The sequence below is a fragment of the Alphaproteobacteria bacterium genome, assembly GCA_017308135.1.
Classification (GTDB): domain Bacteria; phylum Pseudomonadota; class Alphaproteobacteria; order CACIAM-22H2; family CACIAM-22H2; genus Tagaea.
On record JAFKFM010000009.1, the window covers coordinates 415,387 to 433,426 of the forward strand.

At 64.5% G+C, this 18,040-nt stretch carries 18 protein-coding genes and 1 tRNA gene; 9 read left to right on the forward strand and 10 right to left on the reverse strand.

Features of this window, described 5'->3' with window-relative positions; genetic code table 11:
• Window positions 1-7 precede the first annotated feature (7 nt).
• Window positions 8-1,195, reverse strand: coding sequence for a GTP-binding protein (locus tag J0H39_15305; GenBank protein ID MBN9498121.1), 1,188 nt, complete (start codon window positions 1,193-1,195; stop codon window positions 8-10).
• Between the two features lie 53 nt (window positions 1,196-1,248).
• Here J0H39_15305 and J0H39_15310 point away from each other — a divergent pair, with 53 nt between their 5' ends.
• On the forward strand, window positions 1,249-2,205 hold the full coding sequence (locus J0H39_15310) for a 3'-5' exonuclease (protein ID MBN9498122.1): 957 nt from the start codon (window positions 1,249-1,251) through the stop codon (window positions 2,203-2,205).
• Here the strand turns inward: J0H39_15310 and J0H39_15315 are convergent.
• Complete coding sequence (locus J0H39_15315) at window positions 2,186-3,643, reverse strand: CBS domain-containing protein (GenBank protein MBN9498123.1); 1,458 nt, start codon at window positions 3,641-3,643, stop codon at window positions 2,186-2,188. The genes J0H39_15310 and J0H39_15315 overlap by 20 nt on opposite strands.
• 253 nt (window positions 3,644-3,896) lie before the next feature.
• On the opposite strand from J0H39_15315, the gene J0H39_15320 reads away from it, so the two are divergent.
• Entirely contained in the window at window positions 3,897-5,576 is a 1,680-nt protein-coding gene (locus J0H39_15320; protein ID MBN9498124.1) for an MFS transporter, read from the forward strand.
• 62 nt (window positions 5,577-5,638) lie between these two features.
• On the opposite strand, the gene J0H39_15325 is transcribed toward J0H39_15320, so the two are convergent.
• Entirely contained in the window at window positions 5,639-6,250 is a 612-nt protein-coding gene (locus J0H39_15325; protein ID MBN9498125.1) for a hypothetical protein, read from the reverse strand.
• 312 nt (window positions 6,251-6,562) lie between these two features.
• On the opposite strand from J0H39_15325, the gene J0H39_15330 reads away from it, so the two are divergent.
• The 5 genes from J0H39_15330 to J0H39_15350 all read left to right on the forward strand — a co-directional run bounded on the left by J0H39_15330 (window position 6,563) and on the right by J0H39_15350 (window position 10,013).
• Window positions 6,563-6,829, forward strand: coding sequence for a DUF4212 domain-containing protein (locus J0H39_15330; GenBank protein MBN9498126.1), 267 nt, complete (start codon window positions 6,563-6,565; stop codon window positions 6,827-6,829).
• Between the two features lie 15 nt (window positions 6,830-6,844).
• Complete coding sequence (locus tag J0H39_15335; protein ID MBN9498127.1) at window positions 6,845-8,752, forward strand: cation acetate symporter; 1,908 nt, start codon at window positions 6,845-6,847, stop codon at window positions 8,750-8,752.
• Window positions 8,753-8,892: 140 nt separating this feature from the next.
• Complete coding sequence (locus J0H39_15340) at window positions 8,893-9,213, forward strand: YggT family protein (GenBank protein MBN9498128.1); 321 nt, start codon at window positions 8,893-8,895, stop codon at window positions 9,211-9,213.
• Window positions 9,214-9,219: 6 nt separating this feature from the next.
• Window positions 9,220-9,543, forward strand: a complete 324-nt coding sequence (locus tag J0H39_15345) for a hypothetical protein (protein ID MBN9498129.1) — start codon at window positions 9,220-9,222, stop codon at window positions 9,541-9,543.
• A 62-nt stretch (window positions 9,544-9,605) separates the two neighbouring features.
• A complete protein-coding gene (locus tag J0H39_15350) occupies window positions 9,606-10,013 on the forward strand; it encodes a hypothetical protein (GenBank protein MBN9498130.1) in 408 nt (135 codons plus the stop codon).
• Here the strand turns inward: J0H39_15350 and J0H39_15355 are convergent.
• From J0H39_15355 to J0H39_15380, 6 genes are all read right to left on the reverse strand, one after another.
• On the reverse strand, window positions 9,980-10,912 hold the full coding sequence (locus tag J0H39_15355) for an SMP-30/gluconolactonase/LRE family protein (protein ID MBN9498131.1): 933 nt from the start codon (window positions 10,910-10,912) through the stop codon (window positions 9,980-9,982). The genes J0H39_15350 and J0H39_15355 overlap by 34 nt on opposite strands.
• Window positions 10,913-10,996: 84 nt before the next feature.
• A tRNA-Ile gene (locus tag J0H39_15360) sits at window positions 10,997-11,069 on the reverse strand.
• A gap of 92 nt (window positions 11,070-11,161) precedes the next feature.
• Window positions 11,162-11,923, reverse strand: a complete 762-nt coding sequence (locus tag J0H39_15365; protein ID MBN9498132.1) for a hypothetical protein — start codon at window positions 11,921-11,923, stop codon at window positions 11,162-11,164.
• Window positions 11,924-11,960: 37 nt separating this feature from the next.
• Window positions 11,961-12,431, reverse strand: a complete 471-nt coding sequence (locus J0H39_15370; GenBank protein ID MBN9498133.1) for a hypothetical protein — start codon at window positions 12,429-12,431, stop codon at window positions 11,961-11,963.
• 251 nt (window positions 12,432-12,682) lie between these two features.
• Window positions 12,683-14,773 (reverse strand): RNA polymerase sigma factor RpoD, encoded by a 2,091-nt coding sequence (gene rpoD, locus J0H39_15375; GenBank protein MBN9498134.1) that lies wholly within the window; start codon window positions 14,771-14,773, stop codon window positions 12,683-12,685.
• Window positions 14,774-14,828: 55 nt separating this feature from the next.
• Window positions 14,829-16,712 carry a DNA primase gene (locus J0H39_15380; GenBank protein MBN9498135.1) on the reverse strand — a complete coding sequence of 628 codons (1,884 nt, stop codon included), beginning with the start codon at window positions 16,710-16,712 and terminating at the stop codon, window positions 14,829-14,831.
• 154 nt (window positions 16,713-16,866) lie between these two features.
• Between J0H39_15380 and J0H39_15385 the strand changes: the two genes are divergently transcribed.
• The gene (locus tag J0H39_15385) at window positions 16,867-17,148 is read left to right on the forward strand and encodes a type II toxin-antitoxin system Phd/YefM family antitoxin (protein MBN9498136.1); all 282 of its coding nucleotides are present in this window, start codon (window positions 16,867-16,869) and stop codon (window positions 17,146-17,148) included.
• Entirely contained in the window at window positions 17,145-17,576 is a 432-nt protein-coding gene (locus J0H39_15390; GenBank protein ID MBN9498137.1) for a type II toxin-antitoxin system VapC family toxin, read from the forward strand. The genes J0H39_15385 and J0H39_15390 overlap by 4 nt, the downstream gene beginning before the upstream one ends.
• Here J0H39_15390 and J0H39_15395 read toward each other — a convergent pair whose 3' ends face one another.
• Window positions 17,577-18,038, reverse strand: a complete 462-nt coding sequence (locus tag J0H39_15395; protein ID MBN9498138.1) for a GatB/YqeY domain-containing protein — start codon at window positions 18,036-18,038, stop codon at window positions 17,577-17,579.
• Window positions 18,039-18,040: the final 2 nt, after the last annotated feature.

Here is an 18,040-nt window from a genome sequence, read left to right on the forward strand (position 1 = left end):
CCGAAAACTAGGTCCGGGCGGCCAGAACGGCGCGCTTCTCGGCCTCGTCCTGGAAACGCGCCAAACTGTCTTCGATCTCCTTGCGCGGGATTTCCCGCACGATGAAGACGAATTTGGACCGGCGATCTTCGTCGGGCCAGCGGGGCACGCGCGCGGGCGGATGGAAAAGATGCTGCACGCCATGCACGGCGATGGGCGTGTCCTCGCCCGCGACGTTGACGATACCCTTCATGCGCAGCAGATCGGGGCCCCGGCTTTGGGCGAGCGACCCCAGCCAGCCCGCGACCACGTCCCAGTCCATCGGCTTGTCGATGACGATGCAATAGGCGCGAATGCGGTCGTCGTGGCGGTTCACGTCGTCGTGATGGTGGTGATGCCCGTGATCATGCCCATGATGATCGTGCCCATGATGGTCGTGATCGTGGTCGTGATCATGGGCATGATGGTGGTGATGATCGCCATGGCTATGCCCATGGGCATAGGCTTCTTCGTTCAGCCAGCGGCGCACATCGGCCGATTTGGTTTCCGGATTGTAGAGCCCGGCTTCCAGGATCAGCGACGGATCGATGTCGCCGTGGCTCACCTCGAACAGCGGCGCGCCGGGATTGATGTCGTGCAGGCGCGCGCGCAGTTGCATCAGCTCGCGCGGCTTGGCGAGATCGACCTTGGTGATCAGCAGACGGTCGGCGACCGCGGCCTGCTTGACGCTTTCCTTTTCCTTGTCGAGCTGGTCCATCGCATTGACCGCATCGACCGTCGTCACCACGCCGTCGAGGCGGTAATAGGCGGCAAGGACCGGATCGTCCATCAGCGTGTGCAGGATGGGAGCGGGATCGGCCAGACCGGTCGTTTCGATCACCACGCGTTTGAAATCCGGGATCTGCTTGCGCACGCGCTTCAGATAAAGGTCGCGCAACGCGACTTCCAAATCGCCGCGCACGGTGCAGCACAGACAGCCCGCGTTCATCTTCACGAACTGGGTCTGCTGGTTGGGGTCGACATGTTCCAGCAACTCGCCCTGGACCAGCAAATCGTCGAGCCCGATTTCGCCGAACTCGTTGATGATCACGGCTGTATCGGCCATGCCGGGATGGCGCAGCAGCTTGGTGAGCAGCGTGGTCTTGCCGCTGCCCAAAAAGCCGGTGAGTACGGAGATCGGCAGCGGGGTCCAGGTCTTGGCGTCGGTGTCGGTCATTGGGGTGATATAATATCTCGTGCGGCATCCCGCCAGGGCCTATCCTGATCGAAATGGAAACGCGCGACCGCCCGCCTTTTGCCGGAACGCTCGCCGCCGTGATCGGCGGCTTGGCGGTGTTCGCTCTGCTCTATTGGGCGGCTTCGCGCGGTCCGGCGGGGGCGGGACTCCTCGGGATCGGCATCGCCGCCCTCGCCGGGATCGGTACGGCTTTGGCGATTTCCTATGTCGTTCTGCGCGGCGCGGTGGTCCGGCCTTTGCGCGCCGCCCTTGCCGCGCGGGAAATGGAGATCGCGCGACTGACCGCGAATACCCCGCCGCCGCCGCCGCGCGCGCCCCGCCCCGAGTTTTTCGACCCCGAACTCGCCCGATTGACGCCCGCCGGCGGTGCGGAAGGTAAGCGCAAGCTCGCCGCCCTCACTTTCGTGGTGTTCGATCTGGAGACGACGGGCCTCGACACCAAGAACGATCAGATCGTGTCGATCGGCGCCGTGCGCACGCGCGGCGCGGAATGTTTGGACGGGCAATGTTTCGCGACGCTGGTCGATCCCGGCCGTCCGATTCCGAAGGCGAATACCGCGATCCACGGCATCGATGATATGGCCGTGGCGGGCGCCCCCAATGCAGGCGCGGCGGCGAAGCTGTTCGCCGGCTTCACCCGCGACGCCGTGCTGGTCGCGCATAATGCGGCCTTCGACCTCGCGTTTCTCAAACGCGCGGGCGCCCCGGCGGGCATCGAATTCGACCACCCGCCATTCGACACGCTGCTGATCGCGCGCCATCTGTTCCCCGAGCTTCACGATCACAGCTTGGATGGGCTCGCCGCCTTGCTGCGGATCGAGATCGGCCGCCGGCATTCGGCGCTGGACGACGCGCACGCCACCGCGCGCGTCTTCGCGCGGCTGCTGGAAGTGTGCGCGCTGCGCGGCATCGACGATTACGACGAACTGGTGGAAGCGTCGAACATGGCGCTGGAACTTCGTTTGGCCGCTAGATCAATCGCCCGGTGAATTCGGCGCGCGTGCGCGCGGCGAAACGGTCGATCGCCTTCAACGCGTCGATCAGCCGCGCGCGTTCGCGCTTTCCCATTTCGTCGGGCCGCACGTAATTGTCGGGCGCCTTGCCGTTGTCGATATCGGTCAACTGCCCGCGCAACAGCACGAACGTGACCGCGTCGAACGCGTCGGCCAGCTCGGCGGCCTCGTCGTCCTTTACGACACCCATCGCGCGCAACGCGGCCAGACGCTCGCGCGTGCCCGTCGCTTCCACGCCCTGCGCCAGCGCCCAGAACCGCGCGGAGGCGACCAGCGGCATCGTGCCATGGAGTTTGAGATCGATCTCGCCCGCATGTTCGCCCGCCCCGGTGGTTTTCAACCCGCCGAACAGGCCGATCGCCACGTCCAAGCGCCGATCGCCCGACAATAGCGCGTGCAGAAAGCCGCGCTCGCGCTTCAGCGTTTCGGCGACCATCGCGCGCAATTCGAGTGCCGGTGCCGGATCGCCCCAGGCGGGCGCGAAATCGAAAAAGATGTCGGCGTAGAGCAACGCGACGGGCGAGCGGCGGCGCAGCCACAGCGCGATCTGGTCGTGCCATTGCGTGCGCGTTTTGCGCCACAGCGGATTGGTCGCCATGACGTTGCCCTTGCACAGCTCGAACCCGGCCTTGTCGAGCGACAAGGTGAAATGCGTGGCGACATCGACGAACCACGAATCGATCGCGGTGTGCGCGTCGTCGGGATAATCGGCGATCAGGAAGCCGTTGTCCTGATCGGGCGACAGGAAGCTTTCGCCGCGCCCGCCCGAGCCCATGATCAACAACGTGAATGGCACCGGCGGGGCTTGGCCCGTGCGCGCGATCGCCGCGTCGAGCAGATCGCGATGGATGTCGCGGTTGATCTCGCTGATCGCGCGCTGGATGTCGGGGGCGGGCAAACCGTCGTCGAGCAGCGCGCGCGCGAAGGCGGCTTGCGCGCGCTTGGCGGCGATATGATCGTCGAGCCCGTGGCCCAGGCGGCCGAGCACGTCGAGCTCGGCCAGCAGCCGCGCGGATACGGCGGCGAGCGCATCGGCGCGCCCGATCACGCCCAGCGGGGCGCCGTTCGCATCGACGACCGGCACGTGCCGGAAGCCGCGCCGGCGCAGCGTCGCGACGACACGATAAAGCGGCTCGTCCGGCGGGGCCGTTTCGGGACTGGGCGTCATCGCCGTGGCGAGCGGCGCGGCCGGATCCATTTTGAACGCGACCCGCGTGACCGCGTCGCGCTCGGTCAACAGCCCGGCCAGACGCCCCGCCCCGTCCACCGCCAGGGCGATCGAGGATCCGCTTTCGGCCATCGCCCCGATCGCCGCGCGCACCGGTGCGGTCGCCGGCAGGATCGGCACATCGCGCAGCGCGTCGCGCGCCGGGCGCAGGAACAGATCGAGGGCGATCGAGTAACGGTTTGTCATTCCGGGCAGTTCTGCCTTTCAGAATTCACCAGATTATACTCGGTCTTTTATTCGATTTTCCTGAACTTCGCTGTATTACCGCCGTCACCGATCGTAACTCAGTGACACGGCAACGCATTTTGGGTTCAGCCACAAAGCAAGGCAAGACCCCGGTTGTTCGTCACGATCGGAAATCAAAGCGGCATCAAACGAATTTTTGGGAGGGCTTTTGACGATGACCGACACGATGGCAGAGAGCGCGCGCTCTCGCCCGATGACGCAGGAAGAGAAGCGAGTCATTCTCGCGTCGTCCGCAGGTACCGTTTTCGAGTGGTACGACTTCTATCTTTACGGTTCGCTGGCGGCGATCATCGGCGCGCAGTTCTTCTCGTCCTTCCCGGAAGCGACGCGCAACGTCTTCGCGCTGCTGGCTTTCGCGGCGGGCTTCCTGGTTCGCCCGTTCGGCGCGCTGGTGTTCGGCCGCTTGGGCGACATGGTCGGCCGTAAATACACCTTCCTGATGACCATCCTGATCATGGGCTCGTCGACCTTCCTGGTCGGCTGCTTGCCCGGCTACGAAACGATCGGTTGGGCCGCCCCCATCGCGCTGATCGCGCTGCGCATGGCGCAGGGTCTGGCGCTGGGCGGCGAATACGGCGGTGCGGTGGTTTACGTCGCCGAACACGCGCCGCACGGGCGCCGCGGATTCTACACCAGCTGGATTCAAACGACCGCCACGCTGGGCCTGCTGCTGTCGCTGATGGTCATCCTGCTCGTCCGCAGCTACATGGGCGAAGCGGCCTTCGCGGCGTGGGGCTGGCGCATCCCGTTCCTGATTTCGATCTTCCTGCTGGCGATCTCGGTCTATATCCGCTTGCAGATGGAAGAAAGCCCGGCCTTCAAGAAGATGAAGGAGGAAGGCACGCATTCGAAGGCGCCGCTGTCCGAAGCGTTCGGCCAGTGGAAGAACGCCAAGTTCGCGCTGCTGGCCCTGCTCGGCCTCACCGCCGGTCAGGCCGTGGTCTGGTACACGGGCCAGTTCTACGCGCTGTTCTTCCTGCAGAGCATCCTGCGCATCGACGCGTGGACGGCCAACGTGCTGATCGCGTGGTCGCTGATCCTGGGTACGGGCGGCTTCATCGTGTTCGGCGCGCTGTCGGACCGCATCGGCCGCAAGGTGATCATCCTCGCCGGCTGCGCATTGGCGATCGTCACGTATTTCCCGGTGTTCAAGGCGATCACCGAATACGCGAACCCGATGCTGCACAAGGCGCAACAGGAAGTCAGCGTCGTGATCAAGGCGGATCCGGCGGATTGCTCGTTCCAGTTTAATCCGACGGGCACGTCGAAATTCACCAGCTCGTGCGACAACGCCAAGGCGCTGCTCGCGCGCGGATCGGTGAATTACAAAAACGAACCGGCACCCGCGGGCTCGACCGCGAAGATTGCGATCGGCGACGTCGAAGTCGAATCCTACGACACGACGAAGCTCGCGGGCGACGCCGCGCGTGCCGTCCCGGCGGCGTTCACCGCGGCCGTCAACGGGGCGCTGGGCAAGGCCGGCTACCCGATGCCGGGCGTGGCCAACCCCGACATCGTGAAGCTCAGCGGCTTCTTCGACGCGCTGACGGGCAAGGCGTTCGTGCTGGTGATTCTGCTGACCTATCTCGTGATCCTGGTCACGATGGTCTACGGGCCGATCGCGGCGGCGCTGGTGGAATTGTTCCCCACCCGCATCCGCTACACCGGCATGTCGCTGCCCTATCACATCGGCAACGGCTGGTTCGGCGGCCTGCTACCGGCCACGTCCTTCGCGATGATCGCGCAGACGGGCGATGTCTATTACGGCCTGTGGTACCCGATCATCATCGCGGGCATGACCTTGGTCATCGGCACGCTGTTCGTGCCCGAGAACAAGGACAAGGACATCTTCACGAAGGAATCGTCGGGCTGAGTTCGACCTCCACCCGACTAACCTGGGGGCCGCTTCGTTCACCCGAAGCGGCCCTTTTCTTTTCACACCGCGCGCAGTTCCAATTCGCGATCGGCCGGCGCGCCGTCGAGCAACGCGTTAGCCGCCGCTTCCGGCGGAACGCGTTTGCGCAAGCGGTCGTAATAGGCGATCAGTCCGAAATCGAAAGCGTTGCGGACCACTTTGTGATCCTCCGCCTTGTTCTTGCTGTAGACCGGCAGCAATTCGAAGACCCGCTTGGCGGTCGGTTTGGCGAGTTTGATGGGCTCGAGCGGTCCCTCGACCGCCTCGAGTCGCATTTTGCACTCGGCCAAAAGATCGTCCCACCCGTCCGGCCGATGCTCGGGTGCGGGGTATTCACGTAGCGCGGAGGCGTACACCTCGGCCATCCGGGCGGCCAAGGCCGCGCGGCTCGCAAGCCCGGCCGGGGTCGCCACCATGCGCCCTAGCGCCAGCGCCGTCATATCGATCCCGAGCAGGCCGAACGCCTCCCACCGGCACTTGGCGTAAACCTTCACAAACCCTTGATTTGCAAAGTAATGCTGCCCGAACCACGCAAGGGTATTGCGCGAAAACTCGTACACCGCGCGCTGCGTCAAATACGACGCCTCGCCGCTGATGAAGCGGCGCAGTTCGGAAGGGTCGACGATCGGCAATGGGCGAAATCGTCGGATCAAAGCGGTCAACATGGGTTTCCGTCCGTTTGCGGTATTTAGTTATTTCCCCCGGAAATTACCATCCAGGTTGTGCGTTTGCCGAGCCCCATGCTATCAGGGACCCCAATGGCGCCGGTAGTGCGTCAAACGACAGGTCTGGACTCGCCCACTCAGTCTTCCATTTCGGACGATCGATCCACATGCCGCGCAATCGGTATGGGGCGGCTTAACCGGGCCTGATGCGATGTGCCATCCATTGACACATTCGGCGACCGGCGGCGTATGCCCAACGGTCCGCCGCGGAGAGGTCGAATGAGCAAAAAACTATCCCAAGAGGAAATGCAGTCCTACTGGGGCAAGACGTCCAAATTGATGTGGACGATCCTGGCCCTGTGGTTCTTTTTCAGCTTCGTCGTCCACTTTTTCGCGGTCTCGTTGAACGAGATCCGCGTTTTGGGCTTCCCGCTCGGCTTCTATATGGCCGCGCAGGGATCGCTGATCGCTTTCGTCGTGCTTTGCTTCTGGAACGCTTCGGCCCAGAACAAGATCGACGAAGAGTTCGGCGTGTCGGACGAGTAAGGCAGGAGAATCCCCATGGCCGGCGCCGCCGCAAACAGCAGCTTCCTCCAGAACCTCGGCAAGATCTACGCGATCTATACCGGGTCGTTCGCGGGTTTCGTGATCTTCCTCGGCATTCTCGAATTCTTCGGGGTGCCCGACAAGATCCTCGGATACCTGTTCATCTTCCTCACGATCGGCGTCTACGCGCTGATCGGCATTCTGTCGCGCACGGCGGAAGTGTCGGAATACTACGTCGCGGGCCGCTCGGTCCCGGCGCTGTATAACGGCATGGCCACGGGTGCGGACTGGATGTCCGCCGCCTCGTTCATCGGCATGGCGGGTTCGCTCTATTTCGGCGGCTACGACGGCTTGGCCTTCGTGCTCGGCTGGACGGGCGGCTACGTGCTGGTGTCCATCCTGATGGCGCCTTACCTGCGCAAATTCGGGCAGTTCACGGTTCCCGATTTCTGCGGCGCCCGCTACGGCGGCAACGCGGCGCGCACGCTCGCCGTGATCGTGCTGATCACCGCGTCGTTCGTCTACGTCGTGGCGCAGATCGTGGGCGTGGGCATCATCACCTCGCGCTTCCTGGGCATGGACTTCAAGCTCGCCTGCTTCGTGGGCCTCATCGGCATTCTCGTGTGCTCGATGCTCGGCGGCATGAAGGCGGTGACCTGGACCCAGGTCGCCCAGTACATCATCCTGATCATCGCCTACCTGATCCCGGTCGTGATCATGTCGGCGCAGGTCACGGGCGTTCCCATCCCGCAGTTGATGTACGGTCAGGCGCTCGAGAAGATCGCCGCACTGGAAACGACGCTGGGCGTGGCCAAGGGCCACGTCGCGGCCTTCGCCGATGCGCGCGGCACCTTCAACATGACCTCGGCGATCAACTTCTTCGCCTTGATCCTGTGCTTGATGGTCGGCACCGCGTCGCTGCCGCACATCCTGATGCGCTACTTCACCACGCCGTCGGTCCGTCAGGCCCGCGACTCGGTGGGCTGGTCGCTGTTCTTCATCTTCCTGCTCTACTTCACGGCGCCGGCCTACGCGGCCTTCGCCAAGCTGGAGGTGTATCAGAACATCATCGGTCAGCCGATCTCGGCCCTGCCGAGCTGGATCGCTTCGTGGGGCAAGCCGGGGCTCGCCCTGGTCGGCGCCTGCGACGCGGCCAACGCGGCGGAGATCTTCCCGATCTGCCGCGGCGGTGCGGCGGGCAACGGCGACGGCATCCTGCAGCTCTCCGAGTTCCGCATCCATCCGGACGCGATCGTGTTGGCGACCCCCGAAATCGCGGGTCTGCCCTACGTGATCGCGGGCCTGGTGGCCGCGGGCGGTCTGGCGGCGGCGCTTTCCACCGCCGACGGTCTGCTGCTGGCGATCGCCAACGCGCTCTCGCACGACATCTACTACAAGATGATCGACCCCAACGCCGACACGAAGCGCCGCCTGATCATCAGCCGCGTGCTTCTGGCCGTCGTGGCGGTGATCGCGGCTTACGTCGCGGGCACCCTGGGTGCGGACATCCTGTTCCTCGTGTCGTGGGCCTTCTCCATCGCCGCGTCGGGGCTGTTCGCCGCCCTCGTGCTCGGCATCTGGTGGAAGCGGGCCGGCGACGCGTCGGGCGTGTGGAGCATGCTGATCGGCTACGGCGTGTGCATGTTCTTCCTGATCACCACGGAGTTCTACGGGCCGGCCCTCAAGGCCGCACTCGGCGACATCGTGACGATCGTGAACGTGCGCGGCCGCCAAGTCGCGTATCTCTGGGGCATCAACAACATCTCGGTCGGTATCTTCGGCATCCCGGCGGCGTTCCTCGCCCAATGGGTCGCGCAGAAGTTCACCGCCGAGGCGAGCCCCGAGATGCAGGACTTCATCGACTCCATCCGCGTTCCGGCCGGCGACGTCAGACTCGCCCCCGGCATGGCGGCCAAGGAGTAAAACCAAATCCGCCCCGGCGACGGGGCGGATTTTCCTGGGGCGGGGTCTTCGGACCCCGCCTTTTTCTTTGGGCCGATTTTTGTCGGCCGGGCTTTCTTTCGATGGACAGGCCGCGCGCGTTGCGGCATTCACGAAACACGATGACCGACAGCCAGTTCTTCCTCAATTATCCGGTTTTTTGGATCGTCAATTACGGCTTGGCGATCGTCATCTGGTCGTGCGTCGGCCGCTTCCTGCTCGCCTTTTTCGTGCCGTCGATGCAGCCCACCAACTACATCTGGCGCGCCTTCGTGGCGCTGACGGAATGGGCGCTGATCGCGGTGCGCTACATCACGCCAAGCTTCGTGCGGCCCTTCATGCTGCCGCCGATCGCGGCGTTCTGGCTCTTTCATATCCGCGTCGTCGCGTTCCTGGTCATGTGGCGCTGGGGCCTGGTGCCGCCGATCGGGGCGGGGGGCTGAGGCGCCATGGAACGCCATCAGATTTTCGCGCTGATCCTGGGCCTGTCGGTCGTCAACGGCATGTTTTCGCCCTATCTCGACCTGACGATCGCGCTCGCCCCGATTTGGGTCCCGTCCTGGCTGCCCGACAACCCGTCGCTGCTGTTCTATTTCGCCTCGCTGCTGACCGCGACGACCACGCTGCTGGTGTCGGGCGTGCCGGCGGGATTGGCCGAAGGCGCCGTCCCCGGCTTGCGCAATTCCAATACGTCGCTGTGGATCTGGGCCGGGGCGGCTTCCGTGCTGACCATCCCGGGTATCCTGCGGCTGATCTATCTCCTCGCCGCCTGACGGCGCCGGCCGTTGGTGATAGGCTGGCGGCTTCTACCCCCCGGCCTTGCGCGAGAGACGACGTGCAGGAAATCGAACGCATTCGGGCGGCGGCGATGACGTCGATCGGCCGCGCGTGCCTGTTCTTCATGCTGGCGGTCGGCACGGTGATGGCCGGCCTCACCGCGTGGCCCTATCTCGCCTTCAAAAGCGGCGCGATCCTGACGACGCTGTTGGCGATGATCCTCACCTTGCGCGCCACGCTGATCGACCGCCAGGACATCAAGCGCACCGAGACTTGGTTTCTGCTGCGCGCGCGCGACGAAAAGCTCGACGAACGCGCGCGGCGCATGATCGCCGGCGTGCTGCAGGAAACCTATCGCACGCTCGCGCTCTACGCGGCGCTGATCGCCGTCGGCTGCTGGATGTTCGCCTTCGCGGCGCTGCTCGTCCTGCCTCAGGCTGTCGTCACGCCGCGCACGCTCGTATAGATCGAATAGAGCGAGTGGCTCGCCGCCATGAACAGGCGGGTGTGATATTTGCCGCCGAAGCACAGATTGGCGCAGCGTTCCGGCAGATCAATATGCAGGATCGGCGTGCCGTCGGGCGCGAAGACGCGCACGCCGTCCAGCCCCTCGCCCATGCCCCAGCCCGCCCACACATTGCCGCGCTCGTCGCAGCGCCAGCCATCGGGCGTGCCCAATTCGCCGCAATCGGCGAAGGGGCGCTTGTTGGCGAGCTTGTCGCCGACCACGTCGAATACCCAGGTGCGGCGCGGGCGCGACGCGCTCTCGACCACGTAGAGCAATTTCTCGTCGGGCGAGAAACACAGCCCGTTGGGGCCGTCCATGCCGTCGGCGACGACCGTCAGTTTTCCGGTCGCGGGATCGAGGCGATAGAACGCCATCGGAAGTTCGCTCGGTGCCCGTTCGCCTTCGTAATCCGACAGGATGCCGAAAGCCGGATCGCTGAACCACACCGAGCCGTCCGACTTCACGACCACGTCGTTGGGCGAGTTCAGGCGCTTGCCCTCGAACTTATCCGCCAGCACGGTGATCGTGCCGTCGTATTCGGTGCGCGTGACGCGGCGGGTGAAATGCTCGCAGGAGACGAGGCGGCCCTGCCGGTCGCGCGTGTTGCCGTTGGAGAAGTTCGACGGCTTGCGGAACTCGGAGACGGCGCCGGTTTCTTCGGTCCAGCGCAGCATGCGGTTGTTGGGGATGTCCGACCAAACCAGAAAATGCCCGTCGCCGAACCAGACCGGGCCTTCCGACCAGCGCGTGCCGGTGTAAAGCCGCTCGACCGAGGCGTTCATCGGGATGAGCCCGGCCCCGCGCGGATCGAGGACGCGCACGGAAGGATCGGGATAGCGTTCGGACGGCGTCCACATGATGGCGAATTCCCCCAGGATTTTCGTTCGGCTTATTTGGCTCGAAGCGGTGCGGCCGCGCAAGCGCGACGCGCCCGGCTCCGGTGGGCCCGGCAGGATTCGAACCTGCGACAACACCGTTATGAGCGGCGCGTTCTGACCGCTGAACTACGGGCCCGCCGGAACCGGCGGCACCGGTTTAGCCGGTTTGGCGCGCGCCGCCAACCGGTGTCGTTGACGGCGCGGATAAACAGAAAGCGAAGCCGGCGATCAGCGGAGCTGTTGAATCGTGATCGTGGCGGGCGTCGTGGGGGATGCCTTCAGCTCCCGCGCATCCGCCCCCGTCGGCCGAACCATCATTCGCGTTTCCATCGGTCGCGTTTCGCCGAACGCGACAAGTGCCGCCCGCGCGCCGTCCGGCGATGCGCTGATCGCCAAACTCCGCTTTTCGGGATTCCGGCCATCAAAAACGAGATCGCCGATATAGACGACTTCGTTGGCGCGCGCCGAGAAGATCGGCGTTTCGGGCGTGGCGACCGGATCGATCAAGTCCGTATGAGAATAGGTTTCGCGTGTCGGCGAGAATACATAGGTTTCGCGTGTATTAACGTTATAAGCGCGCTGAAATGAAACAAGATGATATCGAACGCCGGCGTTTATTTGGATGACGCCGTAGTTTCCGGGGGGCATCCGTAGAATATGATAGTCGAGTTCATCCTCGGCCAAGGTTAGGCGTTGCCCAAGCGGCGCCGTGCCGAAAAATCCGATCCAAGACTGTGTCGCTCGTCCGTCGATTTTCTCGCCCTCGGCGCCCGCTATCGTATAGCCGAACGTGGGAACCCCCATCCGGCGCAGCCCGACAACGACGATCGCCTGGCTTTCGAAGTTCGGCGAATATATCAACGTCCCCAACCGGGCCGTCTTGTTCGCCGGCTGCATCGATCCGCTGCGCTGAACGCACGCGCCGAGCGTCAAAAGCGCAACAAGCGCTAGGCAGGCGCCCCAAAGTCGACGAGATTCGAATTTTAACATGGCGAGATTTCCATTTCCCTGACGAAACGCCGCCGCGTCAATCGATCAATCCATCGTCGCGCAACTGTTTCGACAGCATCTCCCAATACTCGCCGATCACATCGCCGCGCGCGCCATATGCCGGCGTCGCGACGACGCCGCCGCGTTGGGTCCAACGCACTTGGCGCGCACGCGTATCGTAAAGCGTCGTCGCCAGGGTGATGTCGATGCGGCAAGCGCGGCCGAAAAACCCGCCGCAGTAAATATTCGACGATGCCGGCACGACGATCAGCGCGTATGGATCGGCGTAGGGATGCTGCAGCATCTGGGCGGCGGCAAATGGATTGGAAAGCGGCTCAGGCGATGGCGCTATCGAAATACGCCGATAGAGGCCGTCTTTTTCGAGCAATGTGCGAAAGCCCGTTCGAACTTGCTCTTCGAGCCCCTTCGAGGCCTCCGAAAGCATCTTGTCGAGATCAAATGAACTGACCGGGCCGGCCGTGCTGTGCCCGCTCACCGGCAGCGGCAATCGCGTCAAATACACGACCTCGAAACCAGCGACCTTTTCGGCACCGGGCAGAAGCCTTCCCTTGTGAACTTCCGGAGCGCAGCCGCCCAGAAAGGCGACTGTCGCGACGCAAAAAATCGAAAGAAGCCGCCGCCCCATAACGCCCCCCGAACCCCGGATTTGCTCCGGAGTATAGGGGCGTCACGGCGAAAACCGCAACCTAGTCGAGAGCGGCCCCGCTGGCAGCGTCGCGAAGGTTGCCGCGCTTCGCCTTACGTATCGAGGAACGAACGCAGCTTGCGCGAGCGGCTGGGGTGCTTGAGCTTGCGCAGCGCCTTGGCTTCGATCTGGCGGATACGCTCGCGGGTCACGTTGAACTGCTGGCCCACTTCTTCGAGCGTGTGGTCCGTGTTCATGCCGATGCCGAAGCGCATGCGCAGCACGCGCTCTTCGCGCGGCGTCAGCGTGGCCAGCACGCGCGTCGTGGTCTCGCGCAGATTGGCCTGAATGGCCGCGTCCACCGGCAGGACCGCGTTCTTGTCCTCGATGAAGTCGCCCAGATGCGAATCTTCCTCGTCGCCGATCGGCGTTTCGAGGGAGATCGGCTCCTTGGCGATCTTCAGGACCTTGCGGACCTTTTCCAGCGGCATGCCGAGCTTCTCGGCCAATTCCTCCGGCGTCGGCTCGCGGCCGATTTCGTGCAGGATCTGGCGGCTGGTGCGCACCAGCTTGTTGATCGTCTCGATCATGTGCACGGGGATGCGGATCGTGCGCGCCTGATCGGCGATCGAGCGCGTGATCGCCTGACGGATCCACCACGTGGCGTAGGTCGAGAATTTGTAGCCGCGGCGGTATTCGAACTTATCGACCGCCTTCATCAGGCCGATATTGCCTTCCTGGATCAGATCCAGGAATTGCAGGCCGCGATTCGTGTATTTCTTCGCGATCGAGATCACGAGACGCAAATTGGCCTCGACCATTTCCTTCTTGGCGCGCGCGGCTTCGCGCTCGCCCTGCTGGACTTGGGCGACGGTCTTCTTGAACTCGGCGATCGGCAGGCCCGAACGTTCGGAGATTTCCGACACGTCCTTGCGCAGCTGCTGGACCTCGTTCTTGTACTTGATCGTGAATTTCTTCCAGCCCTTGCCGGTCAGGCGCGAAACGCGCCCGTACCAGCGCGGGTCGACTTCCTTGCCGTGATATTTCGACAGGAATTCGTCGCGCTTCACGCCGCATTCCTCCGCGTAGCGCAGCAGGCGGCCTTCGGCCTGCACGAGCTTGCGGTTGAGGTCGTACAGCTGATTCATCAGCTGCTCGATGCGGATATTGTTGAGATGCACCTCGCCCATCATGCCGATGAGCTCGGATTTGAGCTTTTGGTAGTGCTTCTCGGAAACCGGGCTGAACGCCTTGCCCGCATGCAGCGCTTCCATGCGCTTTTCCTGCATACGGAACTGGCGCTTGTAGACGGCGGCGAGCGTCTCGAGCTTTTCGAGAACGGCGGGCTTCAATTGCTGTTCGAGCGCGGAGAGCGAGACGTTTTCCTCGCCCGCATCCGCGTTCTGCGCTTCGGCGTTTTCGCCGCCCTCGGCGGGTTCGGCACCCTCGGCGGGTTCCGCCCCTTCGGCGGGTTCCGCGTCGTCCGTCGGCGCCGCAACGACCGGCATGCCCGGCACGATGGCGACACCCGAACCGCCGGGCCCGCCGCCGTTCGTGGCGTCGAGATCGATCACGTCGCGCAGCAGCATCTTGCCGTCGACCAGCGCGTCGCGCCAATGCACGACCGCGCGCATCGTCAGCGGGCTTTCGCACAGCGCCGAGATCATCTTCTCGCGGCCGGCTTCGATGCGCTTGGCGATGGCGATTTCGCCTTCGCGGCTCAGCAATTCGATCGAGCCCATTTCGCGCAGATACATGCGCACGGGATCGTCGGTGCGGCCGATCGAATCCGCGTCGATATTGCCGCGCTTGCTGGTTTCTTCCTCTTCCTCTTCGGCTTCCTCGCCGCCGACCTTCGCCGGCACGGGCGCCTTTTGATTCGCGGCGACGGGTTCGCCGCCTTCTTCGGCTTCCGCACCTTCTTCGGCGGCGGGCGCTTCGGCGGTTTCGTCGTCGGCGTCTTCGCTTTCGACGACGTTCACGCCCTGCTCGGACAGCAACGCGAGCGTGTCTTCGATCTGCTCCGACGACACTTGGTCGGGCGGCAGAACGGCGTTGATTTCGTCATAGGTGACGTAGCCGCGCTCGCGCCCACGGGCGAGCATCTTCTTGACGGCGGCGGCGGTGACATCGAGGAGCGGCGCGTCGGGGGCCTCGTCGCGCGGGGGAACGGCGGCGGGGACGGGCTTAACCTTGGACGTCATATGGCTTCGACCTCGGGGCGGATCATTTTCCGCCGAATGAACATCGCGTCGCGCGTTACGTCGTACCGTAAGCGTCGTCTTCGTCGCCGCCGCCTTGCGCGTTCAAATCGCGCAAGATCGCGGTCAGCGCATCGACCCGCGCCAGCAATTCCGGCTCCGGGGCGTCGGCGACCGCGCGCGCAGCTTCACGAAGCTCTTCTTCGATCCGCGGGCGCGCCAGCAACGACAAGACGGAGCGAAAGCCCGCCCGCGCTTCGTCTTGCGACGCGCCCGGACCGGCAAAAGCTCCGTGTTCGTAAGAGCTTGGCTTCGTCAGCGATGCCGCTTCCTCGGCCAAACCCATGCCGGATAAGTGGGCGATCACGCCCTGCGAGTCAAGCGGAGACTGGGCTGCGGCGGCCTCATGCGCGCAATCCAGCAATGCCGCGCGCAAGCGCGCCGCCACGGGATCGGAAAACCCAATCTCGGCAAAGGCTTCGGCGTTCTCCCAGAGCAGCTCCGGATGATTGAGCACGGCGGTCAGAAGCAGCTTCTGGGCGCGCCGCCCCAGAATGTCGGGATTACCGGCGGTCCGCAGGCCGAAATCGCGGGGGCCGACGGACTCGCGTCGTCCCTTGCCCGGCGGCCGGGGGGCGCCCGAAAACGCCAGGCGCGGCCGCACCGGTTCCGGCCGGCCAAGGCGCCGCAACCGGACCCAAATCCACTCGTTCTCGTAGGCTTTTTGGACGGTCTTGTCGGCGATCCGCGCCAGCCGCGCGCGCAACGCGGCGTCGAGGGTCGCGCGCCGGTCGGGCGTATCGACCGGGCCTTTGGCGAGTTCGCTTTCCCAAACGACGTCGTCGATGCCCTTCGTGCGTTCGAGCAAGCGTTCGAACGCCGCCGCCCCGTCGCGCTTGATCAGCGAGTCCGGATCGTCCTCCGCCGGCAACACGGCGAAGCGCAGCGCGCGGCCGGGTTTGAGCAAGGGCAACGCCGTCTCGGCCGCCTTCAGTGCCGCGCGCTGGCCGGCGGCGTCGCCGTCGAGGCACACGACGGGTTCGGGATGGATGCGCCACAGCGCTTCCATCTGTTCTTCCGTCAGCGCCGTGCCGAGCGGGGCGACCGCGCCCACGAACCCCGCCTGATGGAGCGCGATCACATCCATATAGCCTTCGGCGACCAGCGCCGTCGCCTTGCGCTCGCCCACGCCAAGCCGCGCCTTGTCGAGCGCGTAGAGATTGCCGCGCTTGTGGAACAACGGCGTGTCGCGGCTGTTGAGATATTTGGGCTTCGAATCGTCCATCACGCGCCCGCCGAAGGCGATGACGCGCCCGCGCCGGTCGGTGATCGGGAACATGACCCGGTTGCGGAAAAAGTCGAACGGCTCGGGCCGGTCTTCGGGCTTCGCGATCAAGCCCGCTTCCAGCAGCATCGCCTCGTCGAAGCCGCGCAGCTTCAGCGCGGCGGCGAGATTGCGCCAGCCTTCGGGCGCATAGCCCAAGCGGAAACGCTCGATCGTGTCGTCGCTAAGACCGCGCCCGTGCAGATAGGCCAGCGCCGCGCGGCCTTCGGGCGCGCGCAGTTTTTCCTGATACCAGACGCAGGCCGCTTCGACCGCGTCGCCCAGCGTCTTCGCGCGTTCGGCCTTCTCGCGCTCGGCCGGGCCCATGCGCGGCACGTCGAGCCCCGCCTCGCCCGCCAATTTCTCGATCGCTTCGGGAAACGACAGATGATCGGCGCGCATCGTGAAGCCGATCACGTCGCCATGGGCACCGCAGCCGAAGCAATGGAAGAATTGCTTGTCGTCGTTGACGTAGAAGGACGGTGTCTTCTCGTTATGGAACGGGCAGCACGCCTTGTATTCGCGCCCCGCTTTGACGAGGCGCGTGCGCCGGCCGACGAGGCTCGACAGCGTCAGCCTTGCGCGCAGCTCCTCGAGAAAAGCCGGGGGAAACGCCATCGCCGCAGAGCCCAATCCTTCATGCAGCGCCGGAAATATCCCCGTATTCCACAGACTTGCGGGGCGGCGTGCGGCGGATTTGGCCCCTCGCGAGTGGGCCCGTCAAGCGGTACCTGGACGGGTTACAGAATCATCTGTAGTCTCTGTGACTACTATGAGCAAAAACGTCAAATCCGACAAAGCCTGGACCGTCCGCGACGCGAAAACGCATTTCTCAGAAGTGTTCGAGCGCGCGCTCAAATCGCCACAGCGCGTCGTGCGCAACCCGCGTGACGGCCGCAAGGCGCGCGAGGTCGTCGTGCTGTCGGCGGACGCCTTCGAATCGCTGACTAGGCCCGACTTGCCGTTCGGCGACTTCCTGGCGAGCTTCGCGTTCGACAAGTTCGAGCCAGCGCGCGACGAATCCTTCGACCGCGAGGTCGATTTTTCGCCGTGAACGGTTGGTTGCTCGACACCAACGTGATCAGCTTAGCGATGAAGCGTGCGCCCGATCCACGCGCCGTCGCTTGGCTGAATTCGAAACCTGACGCAGATCTCTATGTCAGTGCCTTCACATTCGCCGAGATCGCCAAAGGCATCGCCAAACTAGAAGCCGAGGGCGATACCGATTGGCGCCGCTTGGCGACCATCTCCGCCGCTATCCGTGCGCGCTATGGCGAGCGCGTGCTGCCGATCGACGATCGCGTCCTCGCGCGATGGGGAAGGATCGCCGGCCAAGCGGCAGCGAAAAAAATCACGCTATCCGGTATCGATCTGATCGTCGGCGCGACGGCGTCCGTCCATGGCCTGGCCGTCGCGACGCGCAATGTTCGGCACTTCCCCGAGATCGTCGGCGTATCGGTCGTCGATCCGTGGGCCGCTTGATCAACCGCCCAGCAGGCGTTTGACGGTCGCGGAGGCGAGGCCCAGATCCATCTGGCCGGTGAATTTCGCCTTCATGGCGCCCATCACCTTGCCCATATCCTTGACCGACGTCGCCCCGGCGGCGGCGATTTCTTCCTTCGCGGCCGCTTCGATCGCGGCGGCGTCGAGCTGTTTGGGCAGGAAGGTTTCGAGCACGGCGATCTCCGCCTGCTCCTTCGCGACCAATTCGGGCCGCCCGCCCTTCTCGTACATGACGATCGAATCGCGGCGCGAAGCGATCAGCTTCTGGATCGCCGCCTGCAATTCGGTATCGGGAATGCCATTCGCGTTGCCGAGGGCCCGCGCGTCGATATCGCGCTTCTTCATCTCGGCGATCGCCATGCGGATGGTGTCGGTGCGCACCTGATCCTTGGCCTTCATCGATTCCTTGAGGGCGTCGGTGAGCTGGGCGCGAAGCGACATGG